The 17697-nt window shown below is 45.7% G+C and carries 16 protein-coding genes; 1 reads left to right on the top strand and 15 read right to left on the bottom strand.

Annotated elements, in window-relative coordinates; all coding sequences use genetic code 11:
- Window positions 1–30 precede the first annotated feature (30 nt).
- The 3 genes from MHB64_RS13615 to MHB64_RS13605 form a co-directional block, all read right to left on the bottom strand.
- Window positions 31–897, bottom strand: a complete 867-nt coding sequence (locus MHB64_RS13615; protein ID WP_094874597.1) for a transglutaminase family protein — start codon at window positions 895–897, stop codon at window positions 31–33.
- On the bottom strand, window positions 894–1847 hold the full coding sequence (locus tag MHB64_RS13610; protein ID WP_094874596.1) for an alpha-E domain-containing protein: 954 nt from the start codon (window positions 1845–1847) through the stop codon (window positions 894–896). Before MHB64_RS13610 ends, MHB64_RS13615 begins: the two co-directional genes overlap by 4 nt.
- A 68-nt stretch (window positions 1848–1915) precedes the next feature.
- On the bottom strand, window positions 1916–3379 hold the full coding sequence (locus MHB64_RS13605; protein WP_042127226.1) for a circularly permuted type 2 ATP-grasp protein: 1464 nt from the start codon (window positions 3377–3379) through the stop codon (window positions 1916–1918).
- A gap of 353 nt (window positions 3380–3732) precedes the next feature.
- Here MHB64_RS13605 and MHB64_RS13600 point away from each other — a divergent pair, with 353 nt between their 5' ends.
- Window positions 3733–4620: a DUF1835 domain-containing protein gene (locus MHB64_RS13600; protein ID WP_341134616.1), complete on the top strand. Its 888-nt coding sequence runs from the start codon at window positions 3733–3735 to the stop codon at window positions 4618–4620.
- A 119-nt stretch (window positions 4621–4739) separates the two neighbouring features.
- On the opposite strand, the gene ftsY is transcribed toward MHB64_RS13600, so the two are convergent.
- From ftsY to MHB64_RS13540, 12 genes are all read right to left on the bottom strand, one after another.
- Window positions 4740–5747 (bottom strand): signal recognition particle-docking protein FtsY, encoded by a 1008-nt coding sequence (gene ftsY / locus MHB64_RS13595; RefSeq protein ID WP_094874594.1) that lies wholly within the window; start codon window positions 5745–5747, stop codon window positions 4740–4742.
- Window positions 5748–5799: 52 nt separating this feature from the next.
- Complete coding sequence (gene smc / locus MHB64_RS13590) at window positions 5800–9369, bottom strand: chromosome segregation protein SMC (RefSeq protein ID WP_094874593.1); 3570 nt, start codon at window positions 9367–9369, stop codon at window positions 5800–5802.
- A 171-nt stretch (window positions 9370–9540) separates the two neighbouring features.
- On the bottom strand, window positions 9541–10245 hold the full coding sequence (rnc, locus tag MHB64_RS13585) for a ribonuclease III (RefSeq protein ID WP_042127220.1): 705 nt from the start codon (window positions 10243–10245) through the stop codon (window positions 9541–9543).
- A 12-nt stretch (window positions 10246–10257) separates the two neighbouring features.
- Window positions 10258–11496, bottom strand: coding sequence for a beta-ketoacyl-ACP synthase II (fabF, locus tag MHB64_RS13580; protein ID WP_076282776.1), 1239 nt, complete (start codon window positions 11494–11496; stop codon window positions 10258–10260).
- A 229-nt stretch (window positions 11497–11725) separates the two neighbouring features.
- Window positions 11726–11959: an acyl carrier protein gene (locus MHB64_RS13575; RefSeq protein ID WP_036686493.1), complete on the bottom strand. Its 234-nt coding sequence runs from the start codon at window positions 11957–11959 to the stop codon at window positions 11726–11728.
- Between the two features lie 224 nt (window positions 11960–12183).
- On the bottom strand, window positions 12184–12933 hold the full coding sequence (gene fabG, locus MHB64_RS13570) for a 3-oxoacyl-[acyl-carrier-protein] reductase (RefSeq protein ID WP_341134615.1): 750 nt from the start codon (window positions 12931–12933) through the stop codon (window positions 12184–12186).
- A 52-nt stretch (window positions 12934–12985) separates the two neighbouring features.
- Entirely contained in the window at window positions 12986–13909 is a 924-nt protein-coding gene (gene fabD / locus MHB64_RS13565; RefSeq protein WP_094878489.1) for an ACP S-malonyltransferase, read from the bottom strand.
- A 37-nt stretch (window positions 13910–13946) separates the two neighbouring features.
- The gene (locus MHB64_RS13560; RefSeq protein ID WP_139328492.1) at window positions 13947–14936 is read right to left on the bottom strand and encodes a beta-ketoacyl-ACP synthase III; all 990 of its coding nucleotides are present in this window, start codon (window positions 14934–14936) and stop codon (window positions 13947–13949) included.
- Between the two features lie 8 nt (window positions 14937–14944).
- On the bottom strand, window positions 14945–15934 hold the full coding sequence (gene plsX, locus MHB64_RS13555; protein ID WP_042187701.1) for a phosphate acyltransferase PlsX: 990 nt from the start codon (window positions 15932–15934) through the stop codon (window positions 14945–14947).
- Complete coding sequence (gene fapR, locus MHB64_RS13550; protein WP_042127208.1) at window positions 15918–16514, bottom strand: transcription factor FapR; 597 nt, start codon at window positions 16512–16514, stop codon at window positions 15918–15920. Before fapR ends, plsX begins: the two co-directional genes overlap by 17 nt.
- Before the next feature lie 423 nt (window positions 16515–16937).
- Window positions 16938–17111 carry a 50S ribosomal protein L32 gene (rpmF, locus tag MHB64_RS13545; RefSeq protein WP_019911234.1) on the bottom strand — a complete coding sequence of 58 codons (174 nt, stop codon included), beginning with the start codon at window positions 17109–17111 and terminating at the stop codon, window positions 16938–16940.
- 71 nt (window positions 17112–17182) lie between these two features.
- On the bottom strand, window positions 17183–17695 hold the full coding sequence (locus MHB64_RS13540) for a YceD family protein (protein WP_042187699.1): 513 nt from the start codon (window positions 17693–17695) through the stop codon (window positions 17183–17185).
- Window positions 17696–17697 lie beyond the last annotated feature (2 nt).

Below are 17697 nucleotides of genomic sequence, written 5' to 3'. Positions count from 1 at the left end.
GAACAGAGAGTTTCATCTATATTGATCCATTTAATTGTCCAGCTTCCGCACGTCCACTTTCACGGTCAGAGTGCCTGCTCCACCACGATATACGCCTTTTACAGGTACAATATCTTTGTAGTCCCGTCCGTGACCTAACTTAATATAACGCCAATTGACCTCAACATTATTCGTCGGATCGAAACCAAGCCAACCTGTACCCGGAATGTGAGTCTCCACCCAAGCATGTGAGGCTTGCTCAAAATTAGCATTACTCCCTTGCAAATCACCGACAAAATGATATCCACTTACATATCTGGACGGCAGACCGACACTACGGCAAACAGCAATCATTAGATGAGCATAATCCTGACATACACCGCGTTTAAGCTTCAGTGCTTTTTTTACCGTAGTATTTACACTTGTAGCCTCAGGGTCATAGGTGAACTGTTCATAAATCGTCGCAGATAATTTAAGAATCCATTCATACATATCCTCTGCTTCATTAAAAGGGTACTGTGAGGCAAACTCCACTAATTCAGGCGTCACCTCGGTATAACGAGTCGGCAAAATAAACTCAATATAACGGTTCTGAAATCCCTCGTCATTTAACAATCTAATTTGTTCTTCAAGAGTTGTTCTCGGGAGGTCTGTCCCCTGAGCTTTATCCAGTGTAACTACAGTAGCTTTAGTGTGGATGACCATCTCCGTATGCGGCTTATTAACCGAATAGGCATGGACCCGATTTCCGAAGAAATCCTCATAGGTTAAAAGATTTGCTGGCGGGTAAATATCCACTTCATGGTGATAACAGGATTGGCGATAATTCGTGCGTGGCGTGAGTCTGATCTCATTGACACTGTCCGTAACCGGCTCTGGATAGCTGTATGTGGTGGTATGATTGATTTGAATCTTCATACAGACACTCCTTCTCGCCGAAAAAAGGCGCCCTCCATTGTTTTACCAAGTTTTTGACAGGATATCACCAGCGATTTAAGCACATCTTCCACTAGCTCGCCGGACATTTCTTCTTTTTCCATATAATCCAGCTCTGCTTTTAGCTTACCCGCTTGACGGATAACCTTCTCATGGCCTGAACCTTTCTCTGAGGAATCTAGTTCAAGCTTTGCTAAATGCTCTTCCAGCTGATGAAAAGAAAAACGAATGGAACGCGGAAATTTGGGATTTGCAATCAAGAAATCTAAAATGCTCTCCGGGGACATAGCATCAGCATAATAACGGCGAAACGCCTGGTACCCACTAACAGATTTAAGCACCGCCTGTAACTGAGTATAAACCGCGTTAAGCTCCTTAAACCGGCATGAGACAATGACCGCCTGCAAGATACGAGTTGTATTCTCTGCCCGCTCTAGAAACCGTCCGCTCTCAATGAAATGCCACTCATTCCCTCTAAGCATGACCGACTGCTCTGCACCGAGAAACATGGCTGTACGCTCCTTAACCTGCTGATAGAACTGATGTGGACCACTCATAATATCTGCAACAGACCGCTCACCAAGCCATAGGTTGAAGCTGTTGACAACATCCCATAATTCACTTGGAAGCTGCTGACGGAGTGTCCGCAGATTATTTCTAGCATGATGTACACAAGAGAATAATGAATTAGAATTGCCTAAATCAAGTGTGATGAAAGATAGGACATCCTGCTCGGAAAAGGTTTCGAACTGCTGCATATATTCACCTCGAACGCCTAGCGCATCGATTAACCTTGACCATTTATGTCCTTCTTCATGAAAATCCTCTTCCTGCTGGATATGATAATGAACATTGATTAGCCGCGCATGATTCTCTGCCCTTTCAATATATCTGCCGATCCAGAACAAAGCTTCAGCATTTCGATTCAGCATCTCCAGCCACTCCCTTATCCTACAAATTGATGCTGCATTTTATTATTCACTTCATCTACATAGCAGTATCATGCCATGACCCAAGTATCCTTTACGCCACCACCTTGTGAGGAATTCACGACCAATGATCCTTCTTTCATAGCCACCCGTGTCAATCCCCCAGGTATAACATGCGGCTTCCGGTCAGCACCCATTAATACAAACGCCCGAAGGTCGATATGTCTCGGTGCCATTGTTCCACCTGATAATACCGGTGCTCTAGATAGAGACATGATCGGCTGCGCAATATAACGTTCCGGGTCGGCAATAATCTTCATTCTGAATTCAGCCAGCTCCTCTTTCGTAGCTTCACTTCCGATCAGCATTCCATATCCCCCGGATAAAGAGGTTTCCTTCACAACCATTTCAGATAGGTTCTCAAGGACATATAAACGTTCATCAGGTCTGCCTAGCAAATAGGTCGGGACATTTCCAAGAATCGGTTCTTCATTCAGATAATAACGAATCATATCCGGTACATAGACATACATCGCTTTATCATCAGCAACACCAGTCCCCGGGGCATTAGCAATCGCTACATTCCCTGCCCGATACGCATTCATCAGACCCGCCACCCCTAGAAGTGAATCCGGCTGAAAAGCTAACGGATCAATGAAATCATCATCCAAACGCCGATACAGTACATCTACACGGCGAAGTCCGTTCATTTCTTTTAAATATATTTTGTGATCCTTTGCAACCAAATCTCGTCCTTCTACCAAATGTATACCCATCTGTTGTGCTAGAAAAGCATGCTCATAATAAGCAGAATTGTATTCCCCAGGTGTAAGAAGTGCGATAACCGGATCTGACTTTCGTGAGGGTGATAAACTACGTAGAACGGACAAGAAGCGATTCAAGCTATGATCAACATCTCGGATGGAGCTGGCAAAGGACAATTCTGGAAACAACTGATTCATCAGGGTTCTGCCTTTAAAAAGATATGAAAACCCTGAAGGCGTTCGTAGATTATCTTCAAGCACATAATATTGCCCATCATGATGGCGGATCAGATCGATTCCCGAGGTAGTGATGTAGGCTCCACCAGGCACCCTTAGACCAGCCATCTCGGGACGAAAATAACAGTTGGAGATGATCATACGCCTTGGAACTATTCCATCCTTTACGATGTACTGCTCATGGTAGATATCATGAATGAACAGATTCAAAGCCGTGATACGCTGAATTATTCCTGCCTCTAGCCTCTCCCATTCATTTTTAGGTATAATGCGTGGAATCATATCGAAGGGAATCGTACGCTCCATGGGATGATCCTGAGCCGGATTGTATAACGTAAAAGTAATTCCTTCCTCCATCATCCTGCGCTGCATCAAATTCTGCTTACCCTGCAGCTCTTCCGAGCTCATTCCGGAAAACATGCGATTCACATGTCTGTAATGCGGCCGGACATTTCTCTTATCTGCATACATTTCATCAAAAAAATGTTGCAGCGGATATGGAGACAGACCTGGCAGAGGATCTAATTTGGACATGAGCCCGACTCCTTTCGATAAATGTTATCTTTACTAACAACCTATACTTTAATTCCTGAAAATATCCATGAAAATATTGTTTTGTATTCCCATAATACGTAAATTCTATTGCCGATGTCAATATATATAACAGAGAAATGTGATCTCTGAATATTTCCGCGGTTTGGAATCGCTTCCTTTCTCTCTTATATAGGCTGTCGGAGCTGAAGTGTAGTTTCTTCATTGAATTGTATGCAGGAGTAGTGACAAGCAGTACTATTATGAATTTTTCATATGTTGGTTTTTTTATATAGTTTTCTGGGGAGGTGAATTCAGTTATATGGTATAATTTGGAACGTTAGGAGAGTGAACAAATGGATCACAAATATACTATGACCATGGAGCAGGAAGAGGCTAGGCGGAATCATATTTTTCTTTTATTTGGCTTATCAGAAGCGGGTTCGATGAAGGTAGCACTTAGTCGTGTAGGTAGACGTCATTTAATAAGAGTACTTTCGTTTAATGAGACGTTCTCTGCTGGACCGCTGTGCAAATTAGATAATGATGAGGGGTGTCATGCCCGTGAGTTATGGTTTCAGGAACGATTTCCGGATCAGGGTTATCATCTCAATCCCCAGCATAAACTGGAAGCTATGATTCAGACCTTAAAAGAAATTCCCGAGGACAAAAAAATCACTATTTGGTGCGGAGACAACTCCCATGATCAGACAGGTTTACGATTTGCACTTTCTGTTCTTAGTGAGCGGAAGCAACCTGTTCATGTTATAAATCCAATCGAAGCTTATGAGAAGCTTCCCGGGATTACGGATCAATTTAGCATGGGCTTATCTCCCCAATCCCTGGGTCAGCTCCCAAACGAAGCGGTGCAAATTATTATCAAAAACACCGAAAATACGGAGCCCCTTACCTCCGCGAAGAGAAAACAGTATGAACTGGAGTGGCAAGAAATCAGCAACACTGAGGATATGCTTCGAGTATGGTCCAAGGGTCAACTAACGAATGTACCCGAAACATACTATGACGAAGACATTCTGTCCTTAATTCTGCAACTGCAAAAGAATGAACAGGGCGATCATTTCGTAAATGCGGGACTTATTGCAGGTACAATTATAGGGCAGTGGAATTTATTTATCAGTACCTCATTTATAGAATATCGCTTTTGGAGGCTTATTAGTGAGGGAAAGCTGTTATTTAAAGGGATACCCTACGCGCTGCATTTGTACTTTTTAAGAATTCCTTAATGGTCACTACATTAACAACTAACTAGCATTTAATAAAAAAGGAATGCCCTCATAACTAAATATAGCTTCGAGGACATTCCTTGTAAATGTTGCTTATGAAAGTTGTGTGGATGATTGAACTAAGCTTGCTCTTCCGATTCTTCTGACTCTTCTTCCTCGGTAATTAATCCGGCAAAAAGAGCATGCACGAACTGCTGAGAATCAAATGGCTGCAAATCTTCCATCTTTTCTCCCAGTCCTACGAGCTTCACTGGTAAGTTCATTTCCTGACGAATGGCTACTACAATTCCGCCTTTAGCTGTACCATCCAGCTTCGTCAAGACGAGCCCTGTTACCCCACTCTTTTCACCAAATAGCTTGGCTTGCGTAAGTGCATTTTGACCTGTGGTCGCATCTAGCACCATCAGCACTTCATGCGGAGCACTAGGAATTTCTCTTTGAATAACACGGAAAATCTTGTTGAGCTCTTCCATCAGATTACTCTTATTCTGAAGTCTGCCTGCCGTATCACAAATCAAGATATCTACATTCCGCTGCTTAGCCGCTTGAACAGCATCGAACATAACAGCGGCCGGGTCAGAGCCAGCTTGTTGCTTAATTACGTCTACGCCAGCACGTTGACCCCAAACTTCGAGCTGTTCAATCGCTCCGGCACGGAACGTATCCCCTGCGGCCAAAAGAACTTTTTTACCCTCTTGTTTGTAACGATGTGCTAGTTTACCGATCGTAGTCGTCTTGCCTACTCCATTTACCCCAACGAACAAGATAACTGTAATGCCATCCGGATTTTCCTTCAGGCTGTTATCGTCATCGCCGCGCAGCAATTCCATGAGCTTACGGGACAAAATGGGTTGCAGCTCAGCTGCATCTTCAATTCGCTTTTGCTTCACTTCAGCGCGCAGATCCTCGACAAGTGTCATTACTGTATTAACACCTACGTCCGCACCAATCAAGATTTCTTCCAGCTCTTCATAGAACTCTTCATCTATTTTTTTACGGCGGATAATCAGGTCTGCTACCTTCTCGACAAAGCCTTTACGGGTTTTTTCTAATCCGTCGCGGAATTGTTTGGTTACACTTTCCGTTTTGCCGGAAATGCTTTCTTTTAACTTCCTGAAAAAGCTCATTTGTTTCCTCCTAAAAGTTTTGTATTAAAAAGCTCTACATTTCGTCACGCCGTTATGCGATCTCTGCTTCCTCATCCTCTAAACGTACAGAGACAAGCTTGGAAACTCCGCCTTCTTCCATCGTCACTCCGTAAAGCACATCCGCCTCTTCCATCGTTCCTTTGCGGTGTGTAACGACGATAAATTGCGTTTGTTCCGAGAACTCACGCAAATACTGTGCAAAACGCACGACATTCGCTTCATCTAGCGCAGCCTCTACCTCATCCAGTACACAGAACGGAACCGGCTTCACCTGCAGGATGGCAAACAAGAGGGCCATCGCAGTTAAAGCGCGTTCCCCACCGGATAGGAGCTGTAGGTTTTGAAGCTTTTTACCCGGTGGCTGGGCTACGATATCTATCCCTGTTTCCAGCATATGCTCTGGATCCAGCAGCATGAGATCCGCTCGTCCGCCTCCGAACAGCTTCGAGAACACCGTACCGAATTGTTTACGGATCGCATCAAAGGTCTGTTTGAAGCGTTTGGACATTTCATCTTCCATCTCACGGATAACTTGATACAAGGTAGTCTTGGCTTCGACCAGGTCATCTTTTTGTCCGCTGAGGAAGGTATAACGCTCATGAACACGCTGATATTCTTCAATCGCACCTAAGTTCACTTCGCCAAGTGCAGAAATACTGCGTTTCAGACGCTGTACATCCGCTTGTGCGGCAGGCACATCTTCAGGTACAGGATAACGTTGCTTCGCTAGTTCATAGCTTAGCTCGTAGTCATCACTCAGCTTACGAAGAATATTATCAAGTTCAACATCCAGACGACCCACAGAAACTTCAGTTGAACGCAGCTTGTCCTCCACGACTCTAAGTGCCTGACGCTGATCCTTGGTCTTGCCCTCCTCTAGCTCAAGCTTACGGGTTAACGCAGAACGTTCCGCCCGAGCTAGATCCAAAGTACCGGCTGTCTCTTCCTTCTTCAGACGATAACTATTCAAATCTTCTTTCTGTTTCACGGTTTCCAAAGCATTACTAGCCAAATCCTGTTCGATCGTATGTAACAGATTTCGATTCTGGCGCAGCTCTTTATCCTGTGAACCCGCATCTTGTCTTAGACGACGTAATTGCTCCTCCAAGGAGAAGATCTCCTGATCGAGCTTGCCTTCCGAAACCTTCATACTGGTCAGCTTACCTTGCAACTCTTCCTTCGCAGATTCATTCGCTTTACGCGCCGATTCGGCATTACGGATACCCTCATGAGCTTCCTTCTCTTCCTTCTCGAGACGTTCAAGCTCAGCAGAGGCTTGTTTTCGAGTCTCCTCAAGCGCGCGAACCTCACTTTCAAAACCACTACGTTCCGCGCCTGTACTCTCCACTTGTTCCTGCACATGCCGAAGCTCCTGTTCAAGCTGCTTCAAATCGCCAGAAACACGTTGCTCTTCCAGTCTTTTCTCATCACCATCACGGCGCAGGTCCTCTAGCTTCACGCTAGCATTCTCCTGCTCTTCACGAAGTCTGGCTATGCCTTGCTTCAGCTTAACAATTTGACGCTCGCTCTCTTCGATCTCACTGCTCAGCTGATCCAGCTGGCGTTTACGACTAAGTAAGCTATTGTTCTTCTTATGCTGGCTACCACCAGTCATGGAGCCCCCGGCATTGACTACATCACCCTCTAGTGTAACCACACGATAACGATACTGGCATCTAGCGGCGATACGATTCGCCTGCTCCAGGCTCTCAGCAATAACTACATTACCAAGCAAACTGCCAATAATACTTGCATACTTATCATCGTATCCAACGAGTTCGGAACCAATTCCAACAAAACCTTCAGCATCTTCCACCATTCCACGGTCACTACCGGAAATTTGGCGTGGCCGGATCACATCGAGTGGTAGAAAAGTAGCTCGTCCCAATTGACGTTGCTTCAGGAAAGATATCGCTTGGCGAGACACGCTCTCATTATCCATAACCACGTGTTGCAGCGATGCACCCAGCGCAGTCTCAACAGCCATTTCCAGCTTCTCCGGAACGGAGATGAGTTCAGCAACCGCACCATGCACACCGTTAAGCTGTCCTTTACGGGCTCCTTTGAGAACTTCTTTAACCCCAAGCATAAAGCCATCGAAATCATCCTGCATTTCTTTCATGGTCTCGTGACGGGAGACTTGTGCTTCCCGCTTCTGTTCCCACTTTCTCAGACCAGATTGCGTCTCTTCAATCAGCTTCTGACGTTTACTAAGTTGTTCACTCTCAGTAATATAAGCACCACGAAGATTGCTTAGTTCTTTTCCAAGCTGGGCAATCTTATCTTTTAACCCTTTCTGGTTAGCAGACAACTCTTCATGCCGTGCAGTCCATTTGCCGCTTTCTTCTTCACTGCGGCTCATACGACGTTCCAGATTCTCCTTCTGTTGATCCGCGTAACGAATTTCGTTACGCGCATTCGCCATAAGGTTCATTAACTCCAGGAGAGCACTTTTCAGCTTCTCCTCCTGGCTCTGACTAATACCGTCAGCGACACCTTCGAGTCTTGTCTCTTCCGCTTCGATCTGTTTCCGAAGCTCAACAAGCTTGAGACGGGACGCTTCGAGCTTAGCTTCTAAATCTCCAAGCTCGCGTTGTCGATCCGCAGAACGTTCACCTACAGAACCTAATGTGAGCATTAACTGTTCTCGGTTGCTCTCAAGATTACGCTTGCGTTCTTTCAACACTTCCCCGTAACCTTCGCTCTTCTCATAAGCCTCACTATAACGGAGCAATTGCTCTTGCTGCTTCTCGATCTGTTCTTCTAACGCGCGCAGTTCGGCACGTCCGCTTTCCAGCTTGGCATCATGGGCTGAGACTACAGTAGATAATTCCAGTTGCTCATCCTTTAAAGTTTCGAGCTTTGTGTTACCTTCCTGCCAAGCTGTATGAATCCCTTCAATCTGATGCACATAGACTGAAATTTCCTGATGCTTCAGTTGTTCCCGAAGCTCTTTAAAGCGAATGGCCTTCTCCGATTGATCCTTTAGTGGACCAATCTGATCCTCAAGCTCACTAATCAAATCGTGAATACGAAGCAAATTTTGCTCCGTGTCGTCAAGCTTACGACTTGCATCTTTTTTGCGCGATTTATATTTTACAATACCCGATGCCTCTTCAAAGATGCCTCGCCGATCTTCGGAACGAGTACTTAGAATCTCTTCAATCCGACCCTGTCCGATAATCGAATAAGCCTCACGCCCGATACCGGTATCCATGAACAGCTCTGTGATATCCTTCAGTCGGCAGGATTGCTTATTAATTAAATATTCACTCTCACCACTACGGTGAACACGCCGAGTCACTGTAACTTCGCTGAAATCCAATGGAAGCGTGTGATCCTCATTATCGAGCGTAAGTGATACTTCACCATAATTCACAGCTTTACGCGCGTCACTACCGGCAAAAATAATATCTTCCATCTTGCCGCCACGCAGTGATTTAGCACTCTGTTCGCCGAGCACCCAGCGTATGCCGTCAGAAATATTGCTCTTGCCGCTTCCGTTCGGACCCACTACGGCCGTTATTCCGCGCACAAATTCCATTTCTGTTTTGTCGGCAAATGATTTAAAACCAGCTAATTCTATCCGTTTCAAAAACATACTTGCCTATCACCTCTGACCCATTATACCATAGCGTTTATTCGCCTAAAATAGCTTCAAAATGAAGCTTGGCTATTCTTTCGAAAAAGAGCAGCAACGGTCTGAGCTCCGCCTAAACGCCGGTATTCAGACCTTTGCTGCTCTCCTCCGCTTGTCCACATGATGCAAAATTCAGGCACCATCTTCTTTCAGATGCAACAGTGCAGCTGCTGCAGCCTGCTGCTCTGCTTCCTTCTTCGAGCGGCCGCTCCCTTTACCAAGTGAACGGTTAGTCATTAACACTTCAGAGACGAATTCACGCTCATGCGCGGGTCCCCGTTCTTCAATGATCCGATATTCCAACGTACCCATATTGTGCTGCTGAATTAGCTCTTGCAGTTCCGTCTTATAATCGGTCATCTGCATTTGCAGTTTCCCATCCGTCTCCACAAGTGGAAATACGTGATTATCAAGAAAAGACCGTACAGTTTCCAGTCCTTGGTCAAGATAAAGCGCTCCCACGAAGGATTCGAACACATCAGCCAGCAGGGCCGGGCGAGTACGTCCGCCCGTAAGTTCTTCCCCTTTTCCCAGCAGTACATAACGGCCAAAACCTAAACTCTCAGCGAACTTAACCAGCGAAGGCTCGCATACGATAGCGGCACGTAGCTTGGTCAGTTCCCCTTCAGGTCGATCTGGCAACAGATTGTACAAATATTCAGAAACCGTCAGCTCCAGTACAGCATCCCCTAGAAATTCGAGACGCTCATTATCCTGATGCTGATTGAAACGGTGTTCATTCACATATGATGCATGGGTAAAGGCCTGCTTCAGAAGCACAGAATCGTGAAATTGGATTTGAAGTTGCTGTTGTAACTGCTTCAGTTCTCCTTTCACCGCGCTGTCCCCTTACTGATTATATTTTTTTAGAATAACTGTTGCGTTATGTCCCCCGAATCCAAACGAATTCGACATTACAATATCAAGATCCGCTTTACGTGGAACATTTGGTACATAATCCAAATCACATTCTGGGTCCTGGTTGTCCAAATTAATCGTTGGTGCAATCATACCCTTTTGCAAAGAGAGTCCGCAGATAATAGCTTCTACACCACCGGCAGCACCTAGAAGATGACCTGTCATGGATTTCGTTGAGCTAATAGCTACTTTATAGGCATGTTCGCCCAATGCTTTCTTAACAGCAGCCGTTTCTGATCGATCTCCTACAGGCGTTGAAGTACCATGTGCGTTAATGTAATCAATATCTTCAGGAGAGATACCAGCATCGCGGATTGCCATCTTCATGCAGCGAGCTGCTCCATCTGGATCCGGTTCAGTCATATGGTGAGCATCAGCGCTTAGACCATAGCCGATAACCTCAGCATAAATCTTCGCTCCACGCTTCTCAGCATGTTCAAGGGATTCCAGAATCAAGATTCCAGCGCCCTCTCCCATAACGAAACCATCACGATCTACATCAAATGGCCGACTAGCTTTCTCCGGCTCATCATTACGAGTGGACATCGCTCTCATTGCACAAAATCCTGCCATTCCTGTTGGACGAATGGTCGCTTCCGAACCACCGCAGATCATAGCATCCGCGTCTCCACGTTGAATCAGACGGAATGATTCCCCAATGGAATGACTTCCTGTAGCACAGGCTGTCACTGTAGTCGTATTCGGTCCCTTTGCACCGAGGTTAATGGACAGCTGCCCAGAACCCATGTTAGCGATCATCATCGGGATAAAGAACGGGCTAACCCGTTTTGGCCCTTTTTCAAGCAACAGATTATGATTGTCTTCCCAAGTACCAAGACCACCTATACCCGAACCAACAGATACACCGATTCGTTCAGCATCGATATCTTCACCGATCTTAAGTCCACTGTCGCGCAATGCATCTTCACCGGCAGCCACTGCAAATTGTACAAAACGGTCCATTTTGCGGGCTTCCTTGCGGCCAAAAAGCGCCTCAGGATCAAAGTCTTTAACTGATGAAGCAATTTGCGTAGTGTATTCACTGACATCAAACGCTTCAACCATCGATACACCTGATTTACCGCTCATCAGATTATCCCAGAACGTCTCCAAGTCTTTCCCTAGTGACGTAATTACGCCCATCCCGGTTACAACCACTCTATGACTCAAACACAATCACCCCATCTATAGGTTGTATACATTATATTCAGTACTTATATACTGCAAATATACTGCAAATTATTACTATATGAACAGCGATCACCGCATCATTAAAGCTTACGCGGTTCTGTTATAATCCCTATAAAGCTGCACATGGCAACCTTTAATACATCTTTAATGCTGTATAAATGAGGAGAAGCCCCGCCCAAGTTGGAACGGGACTCTCAATCATATGACTCTAGGTATGAGATTGTATGTACTTCACAACTTCACCCACGGTCGTAATCGTCTCTGCATCTTCATCAGAGATTTCCATGTCGAATTCATCTTCCAATTCCATAACCAATTCTACTACATCAAGAGAATCAGCACCTAAATCATCTTTGAAAGACGCTTCTAATGTTACCTCAGCTTCATCGGCACCTAAGCGGTCGATGACAATGCGTTTTACACGCTCTAATACATCGGACATCCGGTTCACCTCCTCTTTTGGTATTATACGAGATATGAGGTCAAAATACCATAGACCGCAAAAAACGCTTTCCTGATCCCTCACATTTCATCTTTAAAACAGTGTAATTTCTCCCAAGCATAAAACGCCTTCGGCCTCCTTATAAGGACGGTAAGTGTTTTAGCGAGAAATATAAGGATAAGTATAGTGTGAAACTTATACTTTCTTATATTTTCAAAGGAGAGTTACATATACATCCCGCCATCCACGTGTAGTGTCTGGCCGGTCATATAAGCGGCGCCTTCAGAAGCCAGGAAAACAACTGCCATAGCTATCTCTTCCGGACGCCCAAGGCGAGCTAGTGGAATGCCCTTCTCTAGCTCACTGCGAACTTCTTCAGAAAGCTTACGTGTCATATCTGTATCGATAAAACCAGGAGCGATACAGTTGACAGTGATGCCCCGCGAGGAGAGCTCACGAGCGGCTGCTTTCGTCAGGCCGATGACACCAGCCTTAGCTGCAGAGTAATTAGCCTGACCAGGGTTACCTGTCACGCCCACAACCGAGGAAATATTAATGATACGACCATAACGTTGTTTCATCATCGGACGTGTAGCTGACTTAAGGCAATTAAACACACCTTTCAGATTCGTCTCGATCACTTGATCGAACTCTTCCTCTTTCATGCGCATAATCAGATTATCCCTGGTAATGCCGGCATTATTGACAACAATGTCAATACGTCCCCAGGTATTAAGAACCTCTTTCACAAGGCTCTCGGCCTGTTCACTATTGCCGACATCTCCCCGGAGCGCAATCCCCTCCGAGCCAAGCTCGGCAATACGAGCCACTGTCTCGTGTGCCGCTGCTTCACTCCCTGCATAGTTCACAGCCACCTTTACGCCGTGTTCTGCAAGTGCAAGCGCGATACTACGACCAATGCCACGTGAGCCGCCAGTTACAAGGGCTGTCTGGCCCCGCAATGCTGAGAACATAGTTTAATCCCCTTTCAATCATGATACTGTTGTCAAAATGTTAAACCATCCCTTACAAAACAGTTTGAACACTTTCAAGTGTATTAATGTTGATTACTTTGACTGTTTTGTCTATTTTGCGGATTAAACCGGCCAGAACACTGCCCGAACCGATCTCAACAAAAGTATCCACACCATCCGCAATCAACCATTCAATACTGTCCTGCCAAAGCACAGGAGAATACACCTGACGAACAAGCAGTTCGCGAATTTCTTCGGGATCTGTTACCGGTGATGCTGTGACATTAACAATGACAGGTACATTTGGAGTGTTGAAGGTTACTTTCTTCAACTCTTCTGCCAAACGATCTGCAGCAGCTCTCATCATTGAAGAGTGAAAAGGTCCACTTACTTCTAGCGGAATTGCCCGCTTGCCACCAGCTTCTTTAACACGCTGCACAACACCATTAACACCTTCCTGAGATCCAGAAACAACGATCTGACCTGGACAGTTAACGTTAGCCAGTTCTACAACACCACTCTCTTCAGAGATAGTTTGGCATAATACTGCCAGCGCTTCACGTTCAGCACCAAGCACTGCCGCCATTGCACCTTGTCCTCCTGGAACAGCTTCTTCCATGAAGCGACCTCTCAAGCGCACAAGTGTTACAGCATCTTCATATGACAACACACCGGCAGCTACTAGTGCACTGTATTCACCAAGGCTATGACCAGCAACATAATCCGGCTTCATACCCTGCTCACGCAGAGCTTCAAGATAGGCTACGCTTGCTGTAAGAAGCGCTGGTTGCGTGTTTACTGTTTGCTTCAAGTCACTGTCCGGTCCTTCAAAAATCAGCTTGCTCAGTGGAAATCCGAGAACTTCATCCCCTTTCTCGAACACTGCACGGCTGTTTGGAAGAGCATCATAAACATCCTTGCCCATTCCAACTGCTTGCGCTCCCTGACCGGGAAAGACGAATGCAATTTTACTCATAAGTATGAACTCCTTCCCGTATAACGGTCTTAGCTTATTACCAGATCAATACAGATGCGCCCCAAGTCAAGCCGCCGCCGAATCCAACCATCAGGACGGTGTCGCCTTCTTTCATACGTCCTTCTTCCGCCGCTTCAACAAGAGCAAGTGGAATGGAGGCAGCCGAAGTATTGGCATATTTATCAACATTGATCACACATTTTTCTGGTGGCAAATCAAGACGCTGCATAGCGGATTGAATGATACGAATATTCGCTTGGTGAGGTACGAACAAATCAATATCTTCCTTACCCAGCCCAGCTTTAGTAAGCACACGTTCTGTAGCAGAGCCCATTACACGAACTGCAAATTTGAATACTTCACGGCCATTCATATAAATGAAATGCTTCTTATCTTCAACGGTTTGCTGAGAGGCAGGTAAGCGCGAACCGCCGGCTTCTAGCTTAAGCAAGTTCCCTCCAGAGCCTTCAGCACCCAGATCAAAGGATTGGAAACCACGACCTTCTGGAACCTCACCAATGATAACTGCACCTGCTCCATCACCAAACAAGACACAAGTATTGCGATCCGTATAATCTGTGATGCGGGATAAAGTATCCGCACCTATAATAAGTGCATTGTTGTACATTCCGTTCTGAATAAAGCCAACCGCAGTAGCTAAGCTGTATACAAAACCAGAGCAGGCTGCTGACAAGTCAAAAGCCGCAGCGCCTTTAGCACCCAGTTTATCCTGCAAAATGCAGGCTGTAGAAGGGAAAGCACTATCAGGTGTTACTGTTGCAATAATAATAAGATCCAAATCTTCGGCTTTCATACCAGCGGAATCAAGTGCCTTGAGTGCTGCTTCATACGCTAGATCAGAAGTTGCCTCGTGAGGTGCAGCAATATGTCTTTCACGGATGCCTGTCCGACTGACGATCCACTCATCGTTAGTCTCCACTATTTTTTCCAGATCGCTATTTGTCAATATTTTCTCAGGTACATATTTCCCAGTTCCTATAATCCCAACCGGTCGCAACTGTCTCATGTCGTCACTCACTTCCCGCTAATTTCCTTGGATATACTTGGCACAAGATCGGCTTGTAGAGCAATCCGCGCTTGTCTTACCGCATTCTTAACTGCATTTCCGTCAGAAGATCCGTGCCCCTTAACTACCAATCCGCTAAGACCGAGCAGCGGTGCACCACCGTGCTCTTTGTAATCCATTTTACCCTTCAGAGCTCTAAGCTCCGGCATCAGCATTGCCGCGCCAAGCTTAGTCTTCAGAGAACGACTAAATTGCTCCTTGAGCAAAGAGAACAAAGCACCCGCCGTACCCTCAAGAGACTTTAGCAAAATATTACCGGCAAATCCATCGCACACAAGCACATCGCAATTCCCTGTCAGTACGTCACGTGCCTCAACATTACCGATAAAATGAATGCCTGGCAAGTTCTCAAGCAGCGGATAAGCTTCTTTCGTCAGTTCGTTACCCTTTCCAGGCTCCGTCCCTACATTCAGAAGTCCCACACGCGGCTTAGCAATACCATGAACCTTGCTCCGGTAAATGCTGCCCATCAGCGCATATTGTACCAGATGCTCAGGCTTCGCATCCATATTAGCCCCAAGATCAAGAGCCAATACGCCAACATCGTCAAGCGTCGGAATCATAGGTGCAAGTGCAGGACGTTCAATCCCCTGCATCCGGCCAACTACGAGGAGTCCTGTGGTCATTAGCGCACCCGTGTTACCCGACGAAATCATAGCATCCGCTTCACCTTCACGCACCATTCGTCCAGCTACAACCATGGATGAGTCTTTTTTACGACGAACGGCCTTAACTGGCTCTTCATCAGAACCAATAACGTCTCCTGCATGACGTATTGTCAGATTAGACGGCTTGTCTTTGAGTAGTGGCTCTAATCTGGCTTCGTCACCAACGAGCACAATCTGCGTATCTTTCCATTCCGCGGCCGCGGACAACGCCCCCTCGACATTACATTCAGGAGCGTTGTCCCCGCCCATGGCATCAATGGCGATCAGCACTATGGTTACCCCCTTCACTGTGTTCATCATTTGCAGACCGATACACTATAAAATGACCCTGAAACACTAGTTCTTCTCCGACATAGGTGAATACGTCCACCTCTGCTTTGCCACCCCTACCGGCAAGTGACCGCACCTGTGCTTTGGCAATGCACTTCTCACCTAGCTGAACTGTGCGTACAAAACGTATATCGGCTGAAGCGGTCAGAGCAATCTCATCGTTGATTACGGCAACCGCAAGCGAGTTCGCTTGAGCAAACACATAGTGACCACGAGCGATCCCATTTCTAGAGAATACATGGTCTTCGCGAATCTCAAATATCGAAATCCCACTCTTGTCCAGTTGTAAATCCACAATGTCTCCGATGACTTCATCCGCAGGCAAAGAGCGCACCTGATCATAGGAGTGCTCTGCCATTTGCTTCATTCGTTCACGCAGTTCCGGTATCCCCAGTTCCATTCGGTCTAACCGAATCGTCTGAATGCTAACTTTTAGCTGACGAGTCAATTCCCGATCCGTTACAAAAGGATTACCTGCAATTATATGTAGCAGCTGTTGCTGACGTTCTTTCTTGGACATCCGCTCGATTGCGGCTCACCTCCTGGCACGTGCCAAGCATAAACGCCTTCGGCATCCTTATGGACGATAAGCGTTTAAGCGAGAAATATAAGACATCAAGTATAGGTGCATAACTTATACTTTCTTATATTTTAAAGAAAGCATTCGGCCGCTTGAATGGCCGCTGTTATATTAGGTCAAATAATCACAATCATTATTTAGAACCAGGTACTAATATGTAGTATAAAGCATGCCGCACCAAAAATAAAGCATTGACTTCTGGGCGGCTTATGTTTGAATAAGCACAAACGCCTTCGGCATCCCTAATAGACGGTAAGCGTTTGTACGAAAATATAAGGATAATGTATAGCTTGAAACTTATATATTCTTATATTTCAAAAAAAATAGTACCTCACCGATAGTGAAGTACTACTTATTCCAAAACTATTGTTTGATGATTTCTCTTGCTTTGTAAGTTCCGCAAACTTTACATACGTGGTGAGCCAATTTCAACTCTCCGCATTGTTCGCATTTCACCATGCCCGGCACAACCAACTTAAAGTGGGTGCGACGTTTGTCACGGCGTGTCTTAGACGTTCTACGTTGTGGTACTGCCATGTATTCCACCTCCTTGTGATATTTCTGTCAGCCTGCTCCTCTAGAAGCAGAATGTGTTTTGTTGTAATGTTTCATTTGAAAAAGTCTTTCAACCCAGCGAGTCGAGGATCGATCACTGTGTTGTCGCAACTGCAGGTGCCTTCGTTCAAGTTCTGTCCGCATTTCTGACAAAGACCAAGACAGTCTGCCTTGCACAATACCGAATCCGGTAAGTGCAGTACGAAATTTTCTTCCACATAAGGAATAAGATCCACAACCTCATCCTTGACGTAAATGAGTTCCTCATCTTCGTCATCATCTGGAAGAACTGGCTGCTTAAGCCACTTGAAAGTCTCAGCAAAAGGAATGTTCAAATCACTTTTGACCTCCGTGAGACAACGTGAACATAACATGTCCACATCTCCACTCAGTTTTCCCACCACGTTCACACAATCGGTTCCCGCGGGCAGCGCTTTAAGGTCCACTGAGAGCGGAGCAACAGCTAGAATATCCTTGCGCCCTTTGACTACCTCGCTGACATCCACAACATCGTGAATATGTAACGGTTCGTCGGCATTCGCTAATTTGCGAAAGTGAATCTGCATAA

It is taken from the genome of Paenibacillus sp. FSL K6-2859 (genome assembly GCF_038008265.1).
Classification (GTDB): domain Bacteria; phylum Bacillota; class Bacilli; order Paenibacillales; family Paenibacillaceae; genus Paenibacillus_AQ; species Paenibacillus_AQ nitricinens.
Note: the sequence above shows the minus strand (reverse complement) of the source record. Positions and strands in the feature narration are given on the sequence as shown.

Bases quoted from the DNA above. Each gene is read 5' to 3' on its own strand.
- MHB64_RS13610 (WP_094874596.1), bottom strand. From the start codon at position 1,847: ATGCTGAATCGAAATGCTGAAGCTTTGTTCTGGATCGGCAGATATATT.
- MHB64_RS13540 (WP_042187699.1), bottom strand. From the start codon at position 17,695: ATGCAGATTCACTTTCGCAAATTAGCGAATGCCGACGAACCGTTACAT.
- ftsY (WP_094874594.1), bottom strand. From the start codon at position 5,747: ATGAGCTTTTTCAGGAAGTTAAAAGAAAGCATTTCCGGCAAAACGGAA.
- fapR (WP_042127208.1), bottom strand. From the start codon at position 16,514: ATGTCCAAGAAAGAACGTCAGCAACAGCTGCTACATATAATTGCAGGT.
- MHB64_RS13575 (WP_036686493.1), bottom strand. From the start codon at position 11,959: ATGTCCGATGTATTAGAGCGTGTAAAACGCATTGTCATCGACCGCTTA.
- fabG (WP_341134615.1), bottom strand. From the start codon at position 12,933: ATGTTCTCAGCATTGCGGGGCCAGACAGCCCTTGTAACTGGCGGCTCA.
- rpmF (WP_019911234.1), bottom strand. From the start codon at position 17,111: ATGGCAGTACCACAACGTAGAACGTCTAAGACACGCCGTGACAAACGT.
- MHB64_RS13615 (WP_094874597.1), bottom strand. From the start codon at position 897: ATGAAGATTCAAATCAATCATACCACCACATACAGCTATCCAGAGCCG.
- MHB64_RS13560 (WP_139328492.1), bottom strand. From the start codon at position 14,936: ATGAGACAGTTGCGACCGGTTGGGATTATAGGAACTGGGAAATATGTA.
- fabD (WP_094878489.1), bottom strand. From the start codon at position 13,909: ATGAGTAAAATTGCATTCGTCTTTCCCGGTCAGGGAGCGCAAGCAGTT.
- MHB64_RS13605 (WP_042127226.1), bottom strand. From the start codon at position 3,379: ATGTCCAAATTAGATCCTCTGCCAGGTCTGTCTCCATATCCGCTGCAA.
- smc (WP_094874593.1), bottom strand. From the start codon at position 9,369: ATGTTTTTGAAACGGATAGAATTAGCTGGTTTTAAATCATTTGCCGAC.
- MHB64_RS13600 (WP_341134616.1), top strand. From the start codon at position 3,733: ATGGATCACAAATATACTATGACCATGGAGCAGGAAGAGGCTAGGCGG.